At 40.3% G+C, this 15,341-nt stretch carries 15 protein-coding genes; 4 read left to right on the top strand and 11 right to left on the bottom strand.

Annotation, left to right across the window (positions count from 1 at the left end; genetic code table 11):
• Positions 1-38: 38 nt before the first annotated feature.
• Genes GQ61_RS08950 through GQ61_RS08930 form a run of 5 tightly spaced genes read right to left on the bottom strand, consistent with a single transcriptional unit; the run spans position 39 to position 4,234 of the window.
• Positions 39-467 carry a DnaJ domain-containing protein gene (locus GQ61_RS08950; RefSeq protein WP_085785004.1) on the bottom strand — a complete coding sequence of 143 codons (429 nt, stop codon included), beginning with the start codon at positions 465-467 and terminating at the stop codon, positions 39-41.
• A gap of 12 nt (positions 468-479) precedes the next feature.
• Complete coding sequence (locus GQ61_RS08945) at positions 480-1,313, bottom strand: division plane positioning ATPase MipZ (RefSeq protein ID WP_232317318.1); 834 nt, start codon at positions 1,311-1,313, stop codon at positions 480-482.
• A gap of 20 nt (positions 1,314-1,333) precedes the next feature.
• On the bottom strand, positions 1,334-2,155 hold the full coding sequence (locus GQ61_RS08940; protein WP_085785002.1) for an ABC transporter permease subunit: 822 nt from the start codon (positions 2,153-2,155) through the stop codon (positions 1,334-1,336).
• A gap of 3 nt (positions 2,156-2,158) precedes the next feature.
• Positions 2,159-3,088 (bottom strand): ABC transporter permease subunit, encoded by a 930-nt coding sequence (locus tag GQ61_RS08935; RefSeq protein WP_085785001.1) that lies wholly within the window; start codon positions 3,086-3,088, stop codon positions 2,159-2,161.
• A 3-nt stretch (positions 3,089-3,091) separates the two neighbouring features.
• On the bottom strand, positions 3,092-4,234 hold the full coding sequence (locus GQ61_RS08930) for an ABC transporter ATP-binding protein (protein WP_085785000.1): 1,143 nt from the start codon (positions 4,232-4,234) through the stop codon (positions 3,092-3,094).
• 219 nt (positions 4,235-4,453) lie between these two features.
• On the opposite strand from GQ61_RS08930, the gene GQ61_RS08925 reads away from it, so the two are divergent.
• The gene (locus GQ61_RS08925) at positions 4,454-5,257 is read left to right on the top strand and encodes a hypothetical protein (RefSeq protein ID WP_085784999.1); all 804 of its coding nucleotides are present in this window, start codon (positions 4,454-4,456) and stop codon (positions 5,255-5,257) included.
• Positions 5,258-5,269: 12 nt separating this feature from the next.
• Here the strand turns inward: GQ61_RS08925 and GQ61_RS08920 are convergent, their stop codons facing one another.
• Positions 5,270-6,373, bottom strand: a complete 1,104-nt coding sequence (locus GQ61_RS08920) for an extracellular solute-binding protein (RefSeq protein WP_085784998.1) — start codon at positions 6,371-6,373, stop codon at positions 5,270-5,272.
• Between the two features lie 197 nt (positions 6,374-6,570).
• Here GQ61_RS08920 and rplM point away from each other — a divergent pair, with 197 nt between their 5' ends.
• Entirely contained in the window at positions 6,571-7,038 is a 468-nt protein-coding gene (gene rplM, locus GQ61_RS08915; RefSeq protein WP_085784997.1) for a 50S ribosomal protein L13, read from the top strand.
• Positions 7,038-7,478, top strand: coding sequence for a 30S ribosomal protein S9 (gene rpsI, locus GQ61_RS08910; RefSeq protein WP_085784996.1), 441 nt, complete (start codon positions 7,038-7,040; stop codon positions 7,476-7,478). The genes rplM and rpsI overlap by 1 nt, the downstream gene beginning before the upstream one ends.
• Before the next feature lie 84 nt (positions 7,479-7,562).
• Here the strand turns inward: rpsI and GQ61_RS08905 are convergent, their stop codons facing one another.
• The gene (locus tag GQ61_RS08905) at positions 7,563-7,862 is read right to left on the bottom strand and encodes an integration host factor subunit alpha (protein WP_085784995.1); all 300 of its coding nucleotides are present in this window, start codon (positions 7,860-7,862) and stop codon (positions 7,563-7,565) included.
• Between the two features lie 238 nt (positions 7,863-8,100).
• The gene (locus tag GQ61_RS08900; RefSeq protein ID WP_085784994.1) at positions 8,101-8,679 is read right to left on the bottom strand and encodes an AAA family ATPase; all 579 of its coding nucleotides are present in this window, start codon (positions 8,677-8,679) and stop codon (positions 8,101-8,103) included.
• 222 nt (positions 8,680-8,901) lie between these two features.
• Here GQ61_RS08900 and GQ61_RS08895 point away from each other — a divergent pair, with 222 nt between their 5' ends.
• Positions 8,902-9,663: a hypothetical protein gene (locus GQ61_RS08895; RefSeq protein ID WP_085784993.1), complete on the top strand. Its 762-nt coding sequence runs from the start codon at positions 8,902-8,904 to the stop codon at positions 9,661-9,663.
• Between the two features lie 20 nt (positions 9,664-9,683).
• Here GQ61_RS08895 and GQ61_RS08890 read toward each other — a convergent pair whose 3' ends face one another.
• From GQ61_RS08890 to dnaE, 3 genes are all read right to left on the bottom strand, one after another.
• Complete coding sequence (locus GQ61_RS08890) at positions 9,684-10,571, bottom strand: LysR family transcriptional regulator (RefSeq protein ID WP_085784992.1); 888 nt, start codon at positions 10,569-10,571, stop codon at positions 9,684-9,686.
• A 302-nt stretch (positions 10,572-10,873) separates the two neighbouring features.
• Entirely contained in the window at positions 10,874-11,590 is a 717-nt protein-coding gene (locus GQ61_RS08885) for an N-acetylmuramoyl-L-alanine amidase (protein ID WP_085784991.1), read from the bottom strand.
• Positions 11,587-15,159: a DNA polymerase III subunit alpha gene (gene dnaE, locus GQ61_RS08880; RefSeq protein ID WP_198157335.1), complete on the bottom strand. Its 3,573-nt coding sequence runs from the start codon at positions 15,157-15,159 to the stop codon at positions 11,587-11,589. The genes GQ61_RS08885 and dnaE overlap by 4 nt, the downstream gene beginning before the upstream one ends.
• Between the last annotated feature and the right edge of the window lie 182 nt (positions 15,160-15,341).

Below are 15,341 nucleotides of genomic sequence, written 5' to 3'. Positions count from 1 at the left end.
GTCCCTTCCCGTTTATCGAATCACGGTCAGAAAAACAATTAATTTTTCAAAAGAACATCTTTAGCGTGATTAACTTTTGCTGCCAGATAAGCTGATCCTCCCTTATCTGGATGCACTTTTTGAATAATGCGGCGATAGGCCTTTAAAATCTCTTCTTCCGTATCACGGGCCTTAACACCGAGGATTTGACGTGCCTCTTCTAACGTCATATGTGTTGAGACAGCTGATTTAGAGAGTTCTTGTGTTTCTTGTTGAAAAAAATAAGGCAAAAATGGAATGAGGACGAATAAGCCCGTAATAACGAATGGCAGCCTTAACCCAAAAAAGATTAATACAAAAGCCAAAACAACAACGATAGCCAAGCCAATTTTAGCAGCTTTAGCACGCGTTTCAGTATCTACATGTATAAACCAACGCGCCAGAAAAAGAGTAGCCACTAATAAAACTGCGCCTACAAGAATTGACATTCTGTGCGCTCCTTAACTGGCTTTAGAAAGTTTTTCTGATAAAGCGGGCAAGCGAATCATCTCCAACAAAGCCCGAAGTTCTTGACGTGCAGTTAAGTGAGAAAGAGTCATACTAATTCCCGCATCTTTTAGATCCAGAAGGGTGAGTCCGTCTAAAAACAGTTCACGAAAAATAACTCTTTCTCCAAGTCCCCAGCCCAAACGAAAACCAATACGTTTTGCAAGATTTTCCAAAGCTCCTTGCATTTCTTTCTTATTCTTCGCCCGATGGGAACTTAAGCGATTACGGATCACAATCCAATCAAAAGTCCCCTTACCACGCATAGCGCGACGTTTCTTTTGATCCCAGACCATTTCTGCATAGGTACTCGGTTTTTCAACCTTGCCAGATTCTGGATTAACGCGACCAAGCATGTCCAAATCAATAAAGCTATCATTCAATGGTGTAATAAGTGTATCAGCAAATGAATGAGCGTAACGAGATAAAAAGCTGTCGCTACCGGGTGTATCAATAACGATGAAATCCTTATTTTGAAAAGTTTTCAAGCAAGTATCAAAACGACTCGTTTCATCCTTCTCAGCTTCATCTAAACTTTTCAACTCACTCTTAAAAATGGGCTGATGATCGGGCATGGGTAAATTGACACCTTTGCGCTTTTTATAATCATTACGGTTTTCAATATAACGGCTTAATGTACCTTGACGTGCATCCACGTCAATGCTGCCAACTTGAAATCCTAATCTTAAAAGATGCGTAATAAGATGCATCGACACTGTCGACTTACCAGTGCCACCCTTTTCGTTACCCAAAACAATGACATAGGGCTTTCTCAAATTATTTGACACTTTGTTGAACTCCATTTTCTTTAAATATCTTGCCAACGTTGTTTAGTTTTAATACGTCGATTCACAACATAACCTGCAATCAGAATCCCCACGGTTACCAATAAAACAATAATTGTGGCCAAAGCATTAATTTCAGGACTTACTCCTTTTCTAATACTTGAGAATACAACAAGAGGCAATGTAGTGGATCCAGGCCCTGACAAAAAGCTTGCAAGCACTACGTCATCGAGAGACAGAGTAAAAGCCAAAAGCCACCCAGCAGCAATCGACGGGAATATAATTGGTAAAGTAATTCTAAAAAATACCGTCATCGGTTTTGCACCTAAATCAAGAGCAGCTTCCTCAAGGTCTACATCAAACTCTGCCAAACGTGCTCTTACAACTACGAGAACATAGGCAATAGCAATAGTCGCATGACCCAAAGTAATTGTTGTTATTCCTCTCTTCGGCCATCCTATTGTCTGTCCGAGAACAACAAACATCAACAGAAGCGCTAAACCAGTCATGACATCTGGCATAACCAGAGGAGCTGTCACCAATCCATTTAGAATTGATTTCCCTTTAAAAGACTTAAAACGCACAATAACTAAAGCACCGACCGTTCCGATGATCACAGCTAAATTTGCAGTCATAAAAGCAATCTTTAAGCTCAACCATGCAGCGTTAAGAATGTCTTGATTTGCAAAGAGCGCTTTATACCACTTTAAAGAGAATCCTGTCCAAAGGCTTACGACTTTAGACTCATTAAAAGAATAAATGATAAGCGACATAATGGGGGCATATAAAAAGACATACCCAAAGACCATAAATGTAAAAAGAAAAATACTGCGACGGGCTTTCATAGACTAATCATCTCCCGTGGCAAGGAATTTCTGAAAGAGCGAAATAGGCAGAACGAGAAGCCCAAGCATTGCAACTGCGAGACCTGATGCCAAAGGCCAATCACGATTAACCAAAAACTCTGTCCACAAAATTTTTCCGATCATGAGAGTATCAGATCCGCCCAAAAGCTCGGGAATAACGAACTCTCCCATACTGGGAATAAAAACCAGCATAGCACCTGCGACAGCACCTCTCAAAGAAAGGGGAACAGTAATAGTGAAAAATGCTTTTAATGGCTTACACCCTAAATCATAAGCAGCTTCCAGCAAAAGAGGGTTGATCTTATCGAGCGTAGCGTACAAAGGCAAAATCATAAACGGCAAATAAGAGTAAACGATGCCGAGACATACTGCAAAATTGTTATTAATCAGGGGCAAAGGTTCATTAATAATTCCCCATCCCATCAGAAAATTATTAATAAGCCCCTTGTTGTTCAAGATACCTACCCAAGCATAGACACGAATTAAAAACGACGTCCAAAATGGAAGGATCACGAGCATCAACAAAGGAAGACGCCAACTATCAGAAACACGCGTAATACCATAAGCAATAGGATAACCGATAAATAAACAGAGTATCGTCGACAACCCAGCGACTATAATGGATTGTGAATACGCCGCAAAATAAAGCTTATCATCGATCAAAGAGCTGTAATTAAAGAAACTCAGACGTATTTGCAGAGTCGAATCTTCCAACCATTGGAAGATCGCCGTATAGGGCGGCGCTCCCAAAACACTGTCTGAAAAACTTATTCTGACCACAATGAAAAAAGGAACCAGAAAAAAGGCAATATGCCATCCATAAGGAATAGCAATCACTAGACTGCGACTAAGAAATCGGCGAAGAAAGGATTGTTTAATCCCCTCTTTCCATGACTGAAAGGTTCTTATCATAATTTATCCTGTTAAAATCACAGCACTTTCAGGGCGCCATGAAAGATATACTTGATCATCCCAGTTAATGGGACGCTCAGCCATACGAAATTGGTTCGTCACCGTCGCTAAAACTTTTTTCTTATTGGGCAGTTCCACGTGATAAATAGACACGTCTCCAAGATATGCTATTTCACTCACAATCCCTTTCATAAAATTAGGGCCAACGTGCTTACGATTTGAGGAAATCACAACTTTTTCAGGTCGAATAGCGACAGCCACATGCGCTCCAACAGGAGCTGATGCAAAACTGCTAACATAAAGGGTTGTCCCTGCTTCCTCAGAATGAACAACCACGTGCTCTTCTGTTTCTTCTGCCACAATTCCTTCAAAAATATTCATATCCCCAATAAAATCAGCGACATAATAAGAGTTCGGATATTCATAAATTTCAGTCGGTGTTCCTACTTGTCGGATGCGTCCTTCTTCCATCACCGCTATGCGCGTTGACATCGTCATCGCTTCTTCCTGATCATGGGTTACCATAATGAATGTAATCCCTAGCTTTTCCTGAATGCTCACCAACTCAAATTGAGTTTTTTCACGCAATTGACGGTCCAAAGCCCCTAATGGCTCATCCAAGAGTAATAATTTAGGCTGTTTAACCAAACAACGCGCTAATGCCACACGCTGACGTTGACCTCCTGAAAGTTGTTCAGGCTTACGACGACTGTGTTTCGTCAAATGAACAAGTTCCAATATTGAAGAAACGCGATCTCTAATCTCTGTTTTTGGCAACCCTTCTTGCTTAAGTCCAAAAGCAATATTTTGTTCCACAGTCATATGTGGAAAAAGCGCATAAGATTGGAACATCAAATTGACTGGACGTTCATAGGGAGCTACAGCCGTCATATCAGATCCATCGATATACACTTTGCCAGAAGACGGCGCTTCAAAACCGGAAAGAATTCGCAATAAAGTCGTTTTACCACAACCAGAAGGCCCAAGAAGAGCAAAAAACTCTCCCTTATAAACGCTGAGATAGGCGTTATTTAAGGCAACTAATCCATCATAGTTTTTGGACACATGATCTACAAGAATGTAAGGCTGAGCCTTTGGATCCTGCCATGGGGGAAGTCCTTGACTTGGGCGATCTGCAACAGCCATTTATTTACCTCTTTCCTACTCCGACATCTCTGTCAGGTTGACCCTCTATTCTTTTTAACGCAAATAGAGCGCTGCGTCCTCAAAAAAATTATAAACGGCGTTATACTCTTCTACCAGGATATATCAAGAAAAAAGAAGGATTTTTTGGAATAAAAATTAATCATTCCTTAAGCTCAAAATCCCCATGATGTGAGAGCCAAAAAACAATAGGAGCGTTTCATGAAAAAAATATCTTTTATTTTTGTAGTTTTAACACTGCTGATTCCTCTAACGACTTCAATTTCTTATGGGACAGAGGACCTTTTAAGAGAGGATTCTCCTTTAAGAACAACTGCAGAAAACACGACCCAAGGCGGAACAATGAAAGACATTAATCTTGATGAAGATGTTCCTGGGTGTTGGGATAATTATCATCGGGTTATGAGAAAATTTTGGATTGCTATGGATACCCCTTTTGACATTGTTCACACTTTAGCAGCTAAAGGCAGCGCTTTAACAGCTCTTCTTAAGACATACATCTCATTTTCGCCTGAGGCTCTCTCAAAGCTTGGCTTATCAAGCTTAATCCTTGGACAAATTTCATCCTTTATGGTCGCAGGCAAAGGTGGATCAAAGTATTTGATACGTCGTCATGAGGATCAATTAAGACAACTTATTCAAGAAGCGCATAGAAAGAATGCTTCTAACTCTTCCGTCTCAGCATTACCGTCCATAACAGTCACCTTGGATAACGATAGCGCTCCTCAAGGATGTCTTCCACGATATCACAGCACAATGCTCAAGTTTTGGGGAGCCGCAGAAACTTACTTTGATGTGATCAACTTCTTAGCAGCCCAAGGCAGCACCATTTGTGTCGGACTCCAAAATTATGGCGGCTTTTCTGCTGAAGCAACGATTTCTCTTGGAACGGCAGGCACTGTCTTAGGGTACATCTCAACAGGCATGATTGCGGCTAAAGCAGTTTCTCAATATTTAATGCGTTGGCATGAGAAAAGTCTACAACCTGTAGCAGGCAACTCCTAAAGTTGCCTTCTATTAAGTACCTGTTCTGACTTTTGTCATGGCACGCGTCATCATGCGCTGAAACTTAGGTGCTTTTGCCGTGGTTAACACAAATTTTTTCATATCCTTTTTATCCGGGAAAATAAGCTTATTGTTCACTAAGCTCTTATCCATAAACTGCTTAGACTCAGGCACAAAGTTACCAAAGAAATTTTTATTACTCGTGGCAGCAATATTTTCAGGTCTTAGAATAAAATCGAGAAATTTATGGGCATTATCCGCATGGGGCGCATCCGCAGGAATAGCGGCAACATCAATCCACATGCCAGCTCCTTCTTTAGGAATCACGAATTTAATATTAGAACGTTGATTTTTAGGGACATCATTGTAGGCAATATAGAGGTTGCTGATCCAATGCTGTACTAGACACATGTCGCCAGAAGCCAATTCACTTGGGGAGCGGGCGACGTCAAACCGGTCTATATAAGGGCGAACGCTTTGAAGCAACGTTACTGCTTTATCAATGTCTTCCTTAGAAGCTGTTGATGCATCTAACTTTAAATAAAGCAAGGCGGGCACAAAAACATCCACTGCCTCATCCAGCATCGTAACTCCACAGCTATTAAATTTACGAATAACGTTTGGATCAAAAAACATTGCCCAACTATCGACAGGGGCATCTGGCATAATTTCCTTAACTAAATCTTCGTTATATCCAAAACCAATAAGGCCCCAGGTAATTGGAATCGCATAAAGGTTTCCTGGATCAGCTTCATCAAGTCTTTGAAAAGCAATAGGATCAATTTTTTTGTAGTTCTGCAGCTTTTTCTTATCAAGTTTTTGATAGAGCTCTGCAGGCACTTGGCGTGCGAGATAAGGCCAAGCACTTGGAAACACTAAATCATAACCTGAACGCCCTAGAAGCAGTTTCGCTTCCAAGACTTCATTACTATCAAAGAAATCCACAATGACTTTAACCCCTGTTTCTTTCTCAAACTTAGCAATAATCTCAGGGGGAACCATTCCTTGCCAAATGTAGAGATTTAGAACATTTTCATCTTCAATAGCCTTTAAAGGGAGACTCGTCGCCATAAGCGCAACAATTAAAAGAGTAAAATAACGCAAAATTAAGGCCATTTCCTTTGGTACCTCTCAAATTCTTAAAAATTCTAGGAAGACTACGTTAACGTTTGCTTAAACTAGAGGTTTTTTTTAACATTATAGGCCCTATTGGTCTATATTTTTTAAATTATGCATTTTTGTCATTGACGTCCCCCCCGAACCTACTGTATCAGAGCACATATATTTTTAGGCAATTACATTGAATTAGGCCCATGAAGACTTTTTCTTTAAAAACTGCAGAAGTTAAAAAAAATTGGCTCGTTATTGATGCAGAAGGCATCGTCCTCGGACGACTCGCCAGCATTGTTGCGAACCGTCTGCGCGGAAAACATAAACCAGAATATACACCTCATGTTGATTGCGGTGATCACATCGTTGTCATCAATGCAGAGAAAGTACGTATTACTGGTAAAAAAATGACTGATAAGGTTTATTATCGTCATACAGGCCACCCTGGTGGTATTAAGGAAACTACTCCTGCAAAAATTCTGGCAGGACGTTTTCCAGAACGTGTATTGATGAAAGCTGTTGAAAGAATGGTGCCAAGAGGCCCACTCGGACGTCAGCAAATGACCCACTTAAAAATTTATGCTGGTCCCAATCATCCACATACTGCACAAAATCCAGTACAGTTGGATGTAGCCGCAATGAACGAAAAGAACAAGAGGAGCAAGCTCTAATGGCTGAGCCGATGACAACGACAACTGAGCAACCAAAGCCAAAATTAGATGCATTAGGTCGCGCCTATGCAACAGGTAAACGCAAAAATGCGATTGCCCGTGTATGGATTAAGCCCGGCAGTGGTAAAATTGTTGTTAATGGACGTGATTGGAGCAAATATTTTGGTCGCCCCGTTTTGCAAATGATCATCAATGAACCTTTTAAGGTTGCGAGCCAAGAGAATCGCTTTGACGTGATGTGCACAGCTGTTGGTGGTGGTCTTTCTGGCCAAGCAGGTGCCGTAAAGCATGCTATTAGTAAGGCTCTTACGTTTTTTGACCCTACCTTACGTGCTGTTTTAAAGGTTCATGGTCTTTTGACCCGCGATAGCCGTGTTGTTGAACGTAAGAAATACGGTCATCGTAAAGCACGCCGTCGCTTCCAATTCTCTAAACGTTAAAAGATATTTGGAGTTTTCCAAAAAGCAAAAGAGCAAGTATTTATACTTGCTCTTTTTTTATTTTAAGGACGCTTTTAAAATCCCTTAAGCAGGAATCTTTTCTACTTTTTTCTTTAAGATGTGTGATGCTCGAAACGAAATTGTTCGACGTGGTGTAATGACTACTTCTTCGCCTGTCTTAGGATTGCGACCGACACGACTATTCTTCTGACGGACGGCAAAACTACCAAATGATGACAGCTTGAGTACTCCCTCTTTTACGAGTCCTCTTGTCATTTCTTCTAAAATTGATTGTAAAATAATACTTGCTTCGTTTTTTTGAAGACCTGTCTGATTTGCAATTGCTTCAGTCAAATCACTCCGTGTGATGGTCGTGTGAGCCATCTTATCACCTCCCTAGATTTATTATTTTTATTATTCTATTTATTTGTATATTTGACCATACCCCTTGCATATAAAGGGGTCAAACAAATTTTTGTTAACAATCCTTGCTGGAAGATTAACAACCTAAGCGCATTTTCATAAGAGATTGATTTATGTGAATTATCTCAATTAAGAAAAAATCAAATCAATTCAAGGCAAATTCAATCCATCATTGCAATCGAATAAGCGCATTTTTAACCTAATCGCGCCCTTCATTTAAAAGAGAATTTGCCAATTTTTTTAAACGTACAATACGATTACCAGAAATTTCTATTATTTGAGGATGACGATAGTTTGGGAAGATATCATAGAGATCATCGCGATATATTTTTTTAAAACATGTATCAACTGCCCTACGATAATCTGCATCCTCTTCGGTATATTCAATAGGATTTTCGTTTGTGATGGGCAAAAATATAATCAAATCTAAATTATTTAAGGCTTCTTTTACGTCATCAAATTTTTCAGAAACTTCACTCTCATTAATATCAAGACAATCCTGCTCTAGTACACACATAGCATACGCGAGAAAATCAACTGGACATCTGTCAAAAATGATATTTTGTTCGTTTGCATATTCATTAAGTTGGGTAATGCTATAATCGAGTTGCTCAAGGAAGCTCTCAAGACTAGGTTCTAATGACAGCTCCATTACTGTCTCATCTTGTAATTTATAGTATGGCTCACTTTCACACTTATAATGAGGGTGCTTGTTAATAAAATCTTCAATAAGTGTGCTTTTGCCCATAAAATGGGTGCCAGAAACAGCAATGCGCATGTCATTTTCCTCATTTTAATATTTCGTTTGGATTTCCTGACCGGACCTTCTTCTTCGACCTATTATTTAATTTTAACCACCATTGCAATGAAATCTTATTTTATTGACTCTTTTAAAGAACGTCTTTTTTCAGATTTCGCCAGTGATCAATGAGTATTGATTTTTAAGAGAATTTCGAATAGCTCATAGTATAGAGTGAAAAATTACAAGAAGACCATACCAATGAAGCGATACATATTAATTCCTTTCTTGATCGTAATGTCGCCCTCTCTTCACGCCTCTCTCAGTGAAAGTAGTCATGATGAGCTAGAAGAATTAAGAAGCGCTTTAACTGATATAGATTTATCTAAGTTCACGCTTCATGATGGCAACGAAACACCACCATCCCCTCCACTGAATCATGGTTGCATGCATCGAGAATTAAGTCAAAGAACCATTGAGGCACTGGATACTGTGCAAACTGCTGCTGGGATGTACCCTGGATTAATCAAAGCTGGTCAAGAGCTCGTGCTCGCTGGTCAAGCTTCAGGTCAGCAAAGTGATTATAGAAAGGCAGAGAGCCAGTTTCGTCTTGCTTTAAGAATCATTATCGAAGAGTTATCAGGCAATGAGACCCTTGAAGAGAAAAAGCGTAAAGTCACGTTTTCGGTAATCTCCACTGAAATGCAAAAAGGAGAAATTACTGAGCTCCCATTATTTCATATTTTCAAAGGATTGATAGAGGCCACTGAAAAGCAAGGTAATCAAAAGGTTATTGCGAGACTCATTAGTACAACTTTCAACGGAGAACCTTTTCGCTCTCTCTTAAGTGCCACATGTCAAAGAAAACTAATCCTTGCTCTTGAACAATTCGTAGCTTCCCGCGACGTTATTCATTTAGATTTCCTTCAGGAAATGCGAGATTTGAAAAAGCAGGAATTAGCCCATATCTATCCAACGACATCGATTCTGCAACACGCAATTGTTAATCAAAAAAAAGGATAAGATAAGAATGAACGTTGTTTTTATCTCTTCTTAATTTCATCCAAGATGTAGTCACAAAAGGCTGTTACGCGTTTAGAATACTGTAAATGTCGACGGAAAGTATAATAATACTTTTCTTCACGCGTTCCAATGTCAGGGAGAATTTGAACGACATTGGGATATTGAATATCGATCAACTCATCAATAATCGCGCCAATCCCCAGCCCATAATTAACAGCTTTAATCACCCCATCAGTTGTATTGACCTGCAAATAGGGTGTTCGTGGCTTTTCAGGATTCGCTCCAAAACTTAACAACCAATCAGCTGTCTGCAAATTTTTGGGGGAGTCTAGAGAATAAACAATTAAACGATGATTATCGAGATCTTGGGGCGTCTTAGGTTCGCCAAACTCTCGCAAATATTCTTTGCTCGCGAAAATTTTATACTTTACCGATCGCAAATAGATTTGCACAAGATCTTCGTTACTCTCTTCAAAGGGATTGATCGCCGCATCGGCATTTGAATTTGTAAGACTCTCACTGGATGATCCATAAAGAGTTAAACGCATATCCGGATATTTCCTTAAAAATCCCGGCACAAAATGAATAATCCAATTACTGATAATACCTGCCGTAGAGATCACCTTGAGATTCCCTTTTGGGGTCTTATCGACATCTTTCACAGTTTCTTCTGCAGTCGCCGCAATTCTTAGGATTTCCTTCGTATGTTCAAACAAGATTTTCCCTGCATCACTAAGCACTAGGCTTTTTGCTTTTTCACGAATGAAAAGCTTTGTTTGGACACTTTCTTCAAGAACGCTAATAGTTCGGCTTAAGGCTGACGGGGCTAAGTTCAACTTTTTGGCAGCACGATACATGCTTCCCTCAGCCACAACTAAATAAAAGACTCTAAGTTTATCGAGATCCATGTTCACTATCTTACTGTTAACTTCATATTCACAATATTAGAAAAAGATTAAAAATAATTTAAGATGCAAAAAACTGCAATTTTCATCAAAAAATTGAGAGGTTGCTCCTAAAAACAACCTCTCAGATGGTTGAGTCAACGCTCTTGATAATTAGCGCTTAATAATTGCATACATATGGGTTGTCGAAACAACTTCGAAAGTTATTTGCTTCATGACAAAATCCTCCTCTGTTTTATGAAAATGTCTATCTAAAATAGACATTTTATAGATATGTCTTTTTTCCCAATTGGTCAATTAAAAAATTAAATAGACTGTTTTAGTAAATTCAAGCATGCCAAAGTTTGGCTATCACCTCCCCCATTAAAAAGGAAGGGGCAATAATGCATTTGAAAGGCTTGTACCGCTCTTCTCGTCGCTAAATCTTCTTTATTATCCTGAGGGATTTTATAACCAAATTCATGGAGAGCTTTTTGAAGATCTAAAATCGAGACCGACTGACTATCATGAAAATTGACATCCTTCACGGGGGGTATTCCAATGCCATTTTCTGCAAGATAATGCCAATTAAAACGCTCACCAGGATCAGATTTTCTTATGGGATCCACATCAGAATGACCCAAAACAAGAGAAGGTTGAATAGGATGTCGATTGATAATTTCTTGAGAAAGTTTTAACAAACTCTCCATCTGCGGCTCAGAAAAATCCCGATAATCCGGTCCATGACCAGGATTAACCAACTCAACCCCTATGGAACGATTGTTAATGTTCTGATGTCCTCGCCAGTAACTCGAATCCGTCGCAGCATGCCAAGCACGCTTCTCTTCTGGCACCAACCCATACACACTTCCTTCTTCATCAATTAAATAATGAGCACTGACCGGATGGGCAGAAGTTGCATCAGTTAAAATTTGTAGAGAGAGGTCCAAGTCACAAGCTGTGTAATGGATAATGAGAAAATCAATCTCTCCATCTTTAGGACGCTCGTTAAAGTTAGGAGACGGAATTGATTGAATCTTCATAGAACAACCATCTCTTGAATTCCCGGAACATTCAATATGCGTGCCCTGACAATGTCATTCAGATTATATGTCTCAGGCAATGTTATTTTCATCGCCATTTGTCCAGAACCAATGATTAATTGCACTTTGTTCTTTCCCTCTCCTCCTCCCAAAAGGATCGTACGAATACGAGAGAAAACTTCTGCATCATCTTGATTATTGATCACAATTTTATAATTACAAGACGCTCGCGCTACTTTGCTGTGTAAGTGTGGCGCTTCTAAAGCTTCAACAAGAGGCATCACATCTTGTACGGTTAATCGTAAGTTATCATCCTCAAGACGACCTAAAATCTTCAAGAAAAAGCAATTTCCTGGCTCCAGCTGTTCTCGATATTTGGCATAATGCTCTGAAAAAAATGTGACTTCAAAAATCCCATGACGATCGGAAAACTGCACAAAGGCATAACGCTGGCCATTCTTAGAGAGACGCTCATTCTTAGCGATGACCACGCCTGCTAAATTAAGTGTCTGATGATGAAGAGCTAACTTTTCCAATAATTCACTCGAAGATGTTAATGATAGACTCTCTAGCTCTGCACCATAAGATTCAAGAGGATGAGATGAAAAATAAAAGCCAACAGCGTCAAATTCCTTTTGAGCCTTTTCCATCGGTGACCAAGGATCTACGTCGGGCAAGCGATGACTCGTAGAAAGAGCACCTTCGCTCGCACTCCCAAAAAGACTTGTTTGACTAGCTTCACGGGCTTGGCGCTGTTCTCCCACATATCCTAGAATCTGATCAACAGCTCTCATCAATTGACTTCTTTGAGTATGTAATGCATCAAAAGCACCTGCAGAGATAAGATTTTCCAGCTGACGACGGTTCACCGTTTTTGTATCTAAACGTTTTGCAAAATCAAAAACATCCTTATAAAGACCCCGTTCATTACGTTCTTCAACCATTAGTTGAATAGAAGCAGCGCCTACATTTTTGATAGCTGATAATGCATAACGCACAGCATATTGCCCCTCTTCATCCTTCTCCACAGCAAACTCTGCAAAGGACTTATTAACATCAGGAGGCAAAAGTTTAATTCCCATCCGCAATAGTTCTTGGCGAAATAAACTTAATTTATCGACGTTATTCATTTCAAAAGTCATGGTTGCAGCCATGAACTCTACGGGATAATTAGCTTTCAGATAGGCCGTTTGATACGTAATCAAGGCATACGGCGCCGAGTGCGATTTATTAAAACCATAGCCAGCAAATTTGGCCATTTGATCGAAAATTTGCGTCGCAACAGCCGAACCAATAGCTTTACTAGCAGCCCCTTCCAAAAATATCTGTCGTTGGGCATCCATTTCTTTTTTAATTTTCTTACCCATCGCCCGTCTTAAAAGATCGGCACCTCCGAGACTATAGCCTCCCAAGACTTGGGCAATCTTCATGACTTGTTCTTGATAAACCATTACACCGTGGGTTTCTTCAAGAATGGTTTCCAAATCCTTGTGCAGATAATGCACTTTTTCATGGCCATGCTTACAGGCAATATAACGAGGAATATCGTCCATGGGACCTGGTCGATAGAGAGCAACTTGAGCGATAAGATCTTCAAAACGGTTTGGTTGCATACGTCTTAAAACATCACGCATGCCTGCCCCTTCAACCTGGAACACGCCAACGGTTTCTACGCGTTGTAACATTTGATATGTTTTAGGGTCATCAAGGGGAATGGTTGAAATATCAATTTCAATCCCCCGATTCTTTAATAGATCAGCGGTCTTCTGAATGATGGTCAAAGTTTTTAAACCTAAAAAGTCAAACTTTACCAGGCCTGCTGTTTCTACATCTTTCATATTAAATTGGGTAGCGGCCATGGCGCTCTTACCATCGTGATACAAGCCAACACCTTCCGACAGAGGACGGTCAGCAATCACCACACCTGCTGCATGGGTTGAGGCATGACGATAAAGTCCTTCGAGCTTTTTACTAATTGAGAGAAGCTTCGCCACAGAAGGATCTTCTTTTTCCATAGCTTGTAATTGTGGTTCTTGGTCAATGGCTTGCTCAAGAGTAACAGGATTCGTAGGGTTATTAGGAATCATCTTGGAAATCTTATCCACTTGTCCATAGGGCATCCCTAAAACACGTCCTGCATCACGCAAAACTGCGCGGGCTTGGAGTTTTCCAAAAGTAATAATTTGCGCCACACGATCGCGACCATATTTATCAGCAACGTAATGAATCACTTCATCACGTCGCTCCTGACAGAAATCGATATCAAAGTCAGGCATGGAAACACGCTCTGGATTCAAGAAACGCTCAAAGATCAATCCCCATCGTATGGGATCAATATCCGTAATGGTCAAAGACCACGCCACAAGAGAACCCGCGCCCGATCCGCGCCCCGGTCCCACAGGTATTTCTTGACGACGAGCCCACTGAATAAAATCTGCAACAATCAGGTAATAGCCCGCATACCCCATACGCACAATCACGTCTAATTCGTAATGAAGGCGATCAAAATATTCTTTCTCTAAAGCTTCTTTTTCAACCGTTGTCATCTTGCTTTGATACACTTGTTGTTCAAGACGCTTTAAGAGCCCCTCTTTCGCCTGCTCTCTGAGTTCCACTTCTTCCCCTTTTTCAGTAGGGAAAAGAGGTAATAAGGGTTTTGATGGCTCCAACATAAACGCACAACGTTGGGCAATAATAATAGAATTCTCAATAGCTTCGGGCAGATCTTTAAATAACTCCCGCATCGCCTTATCAGACTTAAAATAATGTTCTGGTGTTACACGTCGACGATTTTGTTCACTTACATACGTCCCTTCGGCAACACATAAGAGCGCATCATGGGCTTCGTAATAGTCAGGCGTAGAAAAATAAACATCATTGGTGGCAACGATTGGCACGTTCAACTCATCAGCAAGCGCTAAAAGACTGCTTTCAAGAAAGAGTTCATCGCGATAATGATGACGTTGAATTTCAAGGTAGAGACGATTTCCAAAACATGTTTTGAGGCGCTCCAAGAGAGCCTGCGCCCCTGCCATATCTTTCCCTATCAAAAGCTTATGCAAGGGGCCTTCACGCCCTCCACACAAAGCAATAAGCCCATGACCATAGCTTTCAAGTTCACTTAACGTCACGTGAGGCTGCGTAATAGAGCTATTCTGACGCAAGAAAGAATTAGACACCATCTTCAGAAGATTTTTATATCCTTCCTGATTTTGGACCAGGAAAACCATCTTTGGCAAATCCACTTGTTTTTGAAGGTGTTCGTGGAGATTTTCATTCACTTGAATGAGCAGCTGACACCCAAGAATGGGTTGGATGCCGGCTTTAGCCGCTGCAAGAGAGAACTCCATGGCTCCAAAGAGATTGCCAGAATCTGTCATGGCCACAGCAGGCATGCCGTGCTGTAGGGCAAGATCCACAAGCTCTTTCACTCTAATCGCTCCTTCTGCAAGCGAATAAGCCGAGTGATTCCGAAGATGAATAAAAGGTGCTTTGGTCATAATTCCTGTGCTGTCATAAACGTAAAATTTATAGCCTAGCCCAGGACAGGATGCAAAGGATTCAATCATGCGGTAAATTCCCTGATTCAAAGCCTATTTCAAAGTATTACAATAGTAGTTATAATTTTATGAAAATAATTTATACTATATTTACATCTTTTTTCTTGACATATGAGTAATTTAATAATATATATGACTTATGTTTGTTCTGCAGAATAACATTTACCCTTGTCTCTCCCCAAGAGAGACTG

The sequence above is a fragment of the Candidatus Nucleicultrix amoebiphila FS5 genome, assembly GCF_002117145.1.
GTDB classification, from domain to species: domain Bacteria; phylum Pseudomonadota; class Alphaproteobacteria; order Caedimonadales; family Nucleicultricaceae; genus Nucleicultrix; species Nucleicultrix amoebiphila.
The sequence above is the reverse complement of the archived record's forward strand: the minus strand, read 5'-3'. Positions and strand labels throughout refer to the sequence as shown.

What these genes read in the sequence shown, in the direction of transcription:
- GQ61_RS08930 (WP_085785000.1), bottom strand. Translation starts at nt 4,234, where the DNA reads ATGGCTGTTGCAGATCGCCCAAGTCAAGGACTTCCCCCATGGCAGGAT.
- GQ61_RS08900 (WP_085784994.1), bottom strand. Translation starts at nt 8,679, where the DNA reads ATGCGCATTGCTGTTTCTGGCACCCATTTTATGGGCAAAAGCACACTT.
- rplM (WP_085784997.1), top strand. Translation starts at nt 6,571, where the DNA reads ATGAAGACTTTTTCTTTAAAAACTGCAGAAGTTAAAAAAAATTGGCTC.
- GQ61_RS08890 (WP_085784992.1), bottom strand. Translation starts at nt 10,571, where the DNA reads ATGGATCTCGATAAACTTAGAGTCTTTTATTTAGTTGTGGCTGAGGGA.
- GQ61_RS08935 (WP_085785001.1), bottom strand. Translation starts at nt 3,088, where the DNA reads ATGATAAGAACCTTTCAGTCATGGAAAGAGGGGATTAAACAATCCTTT.
- GQ61_RS08925 (WP_085784999.1), top strand. Translation starts at nt 4,454, where the DNA reads ATGAAAAAAATATCTTTTATTTTTGTAGTTTTAACACTGCTGATTCCT.
- GQ61_RS08905 (WP_085784995.1), bottom strand. Translation starts at nt 7,862, where the DNA reads ATGGCTCACACGACCATCACACGGAGTGATTTGACTGAAGCAATTGCA.
- GQ61_RS08940 (WP_085785002.1), bottom strand. Translation starts at nt 2,155, where the DNA reads ATGAAAGCCCGTCGCAGTATTTTTCTTTTTACATTTATGGTCTTTGGG.
- GQ61_RS08920 (WP_085784998.1), bottom strand. Translation starts at nt 6,373, where the DNA reads ATGGCCTTAATTTTGCGTTATTTTACTCTTTTAATTGTTGCGCTTATG.
- GQ61_RS08895 (WP_085784993.1), top strand. Translation starts at nt 8,902, where the DNA reads ATGAAGCGATACATATTAATTCCTTTCTTGATCGTAATGTCGCCCTCT.
- GQ61_RS08885 (WP_085784991.1), bottom strand. Translation starts at nt 11,590, where the DNA reads ATGAAGATTCAATCAATTCCGTCTCCTAACTTTAACGAGCGTCCTAAA.
- rpsI (WP_085784996.1), top strand. Translation starts at nt 7,038, where the DNA reads ATGGCTGAGCCGATGACAACGACAACTGAGCAACCAAAGCCAAAATTA.
- dnaE (WP_198157335.1), bottom strand. Translation starts at nt 15,159, where the DNA reads ATGATTGAATCCTTTGCATCCTGTCCTGGGCTAGGCTATAAATTTTAC.
- GQ61_RS08950 (WP_085785004.1), bottom strand. Translation starts at nt 467, where the DNA reads ATGTCAATTCTTGTAGGCGCAGTTTTATTAGTGGCTACTCTTTTTCTG.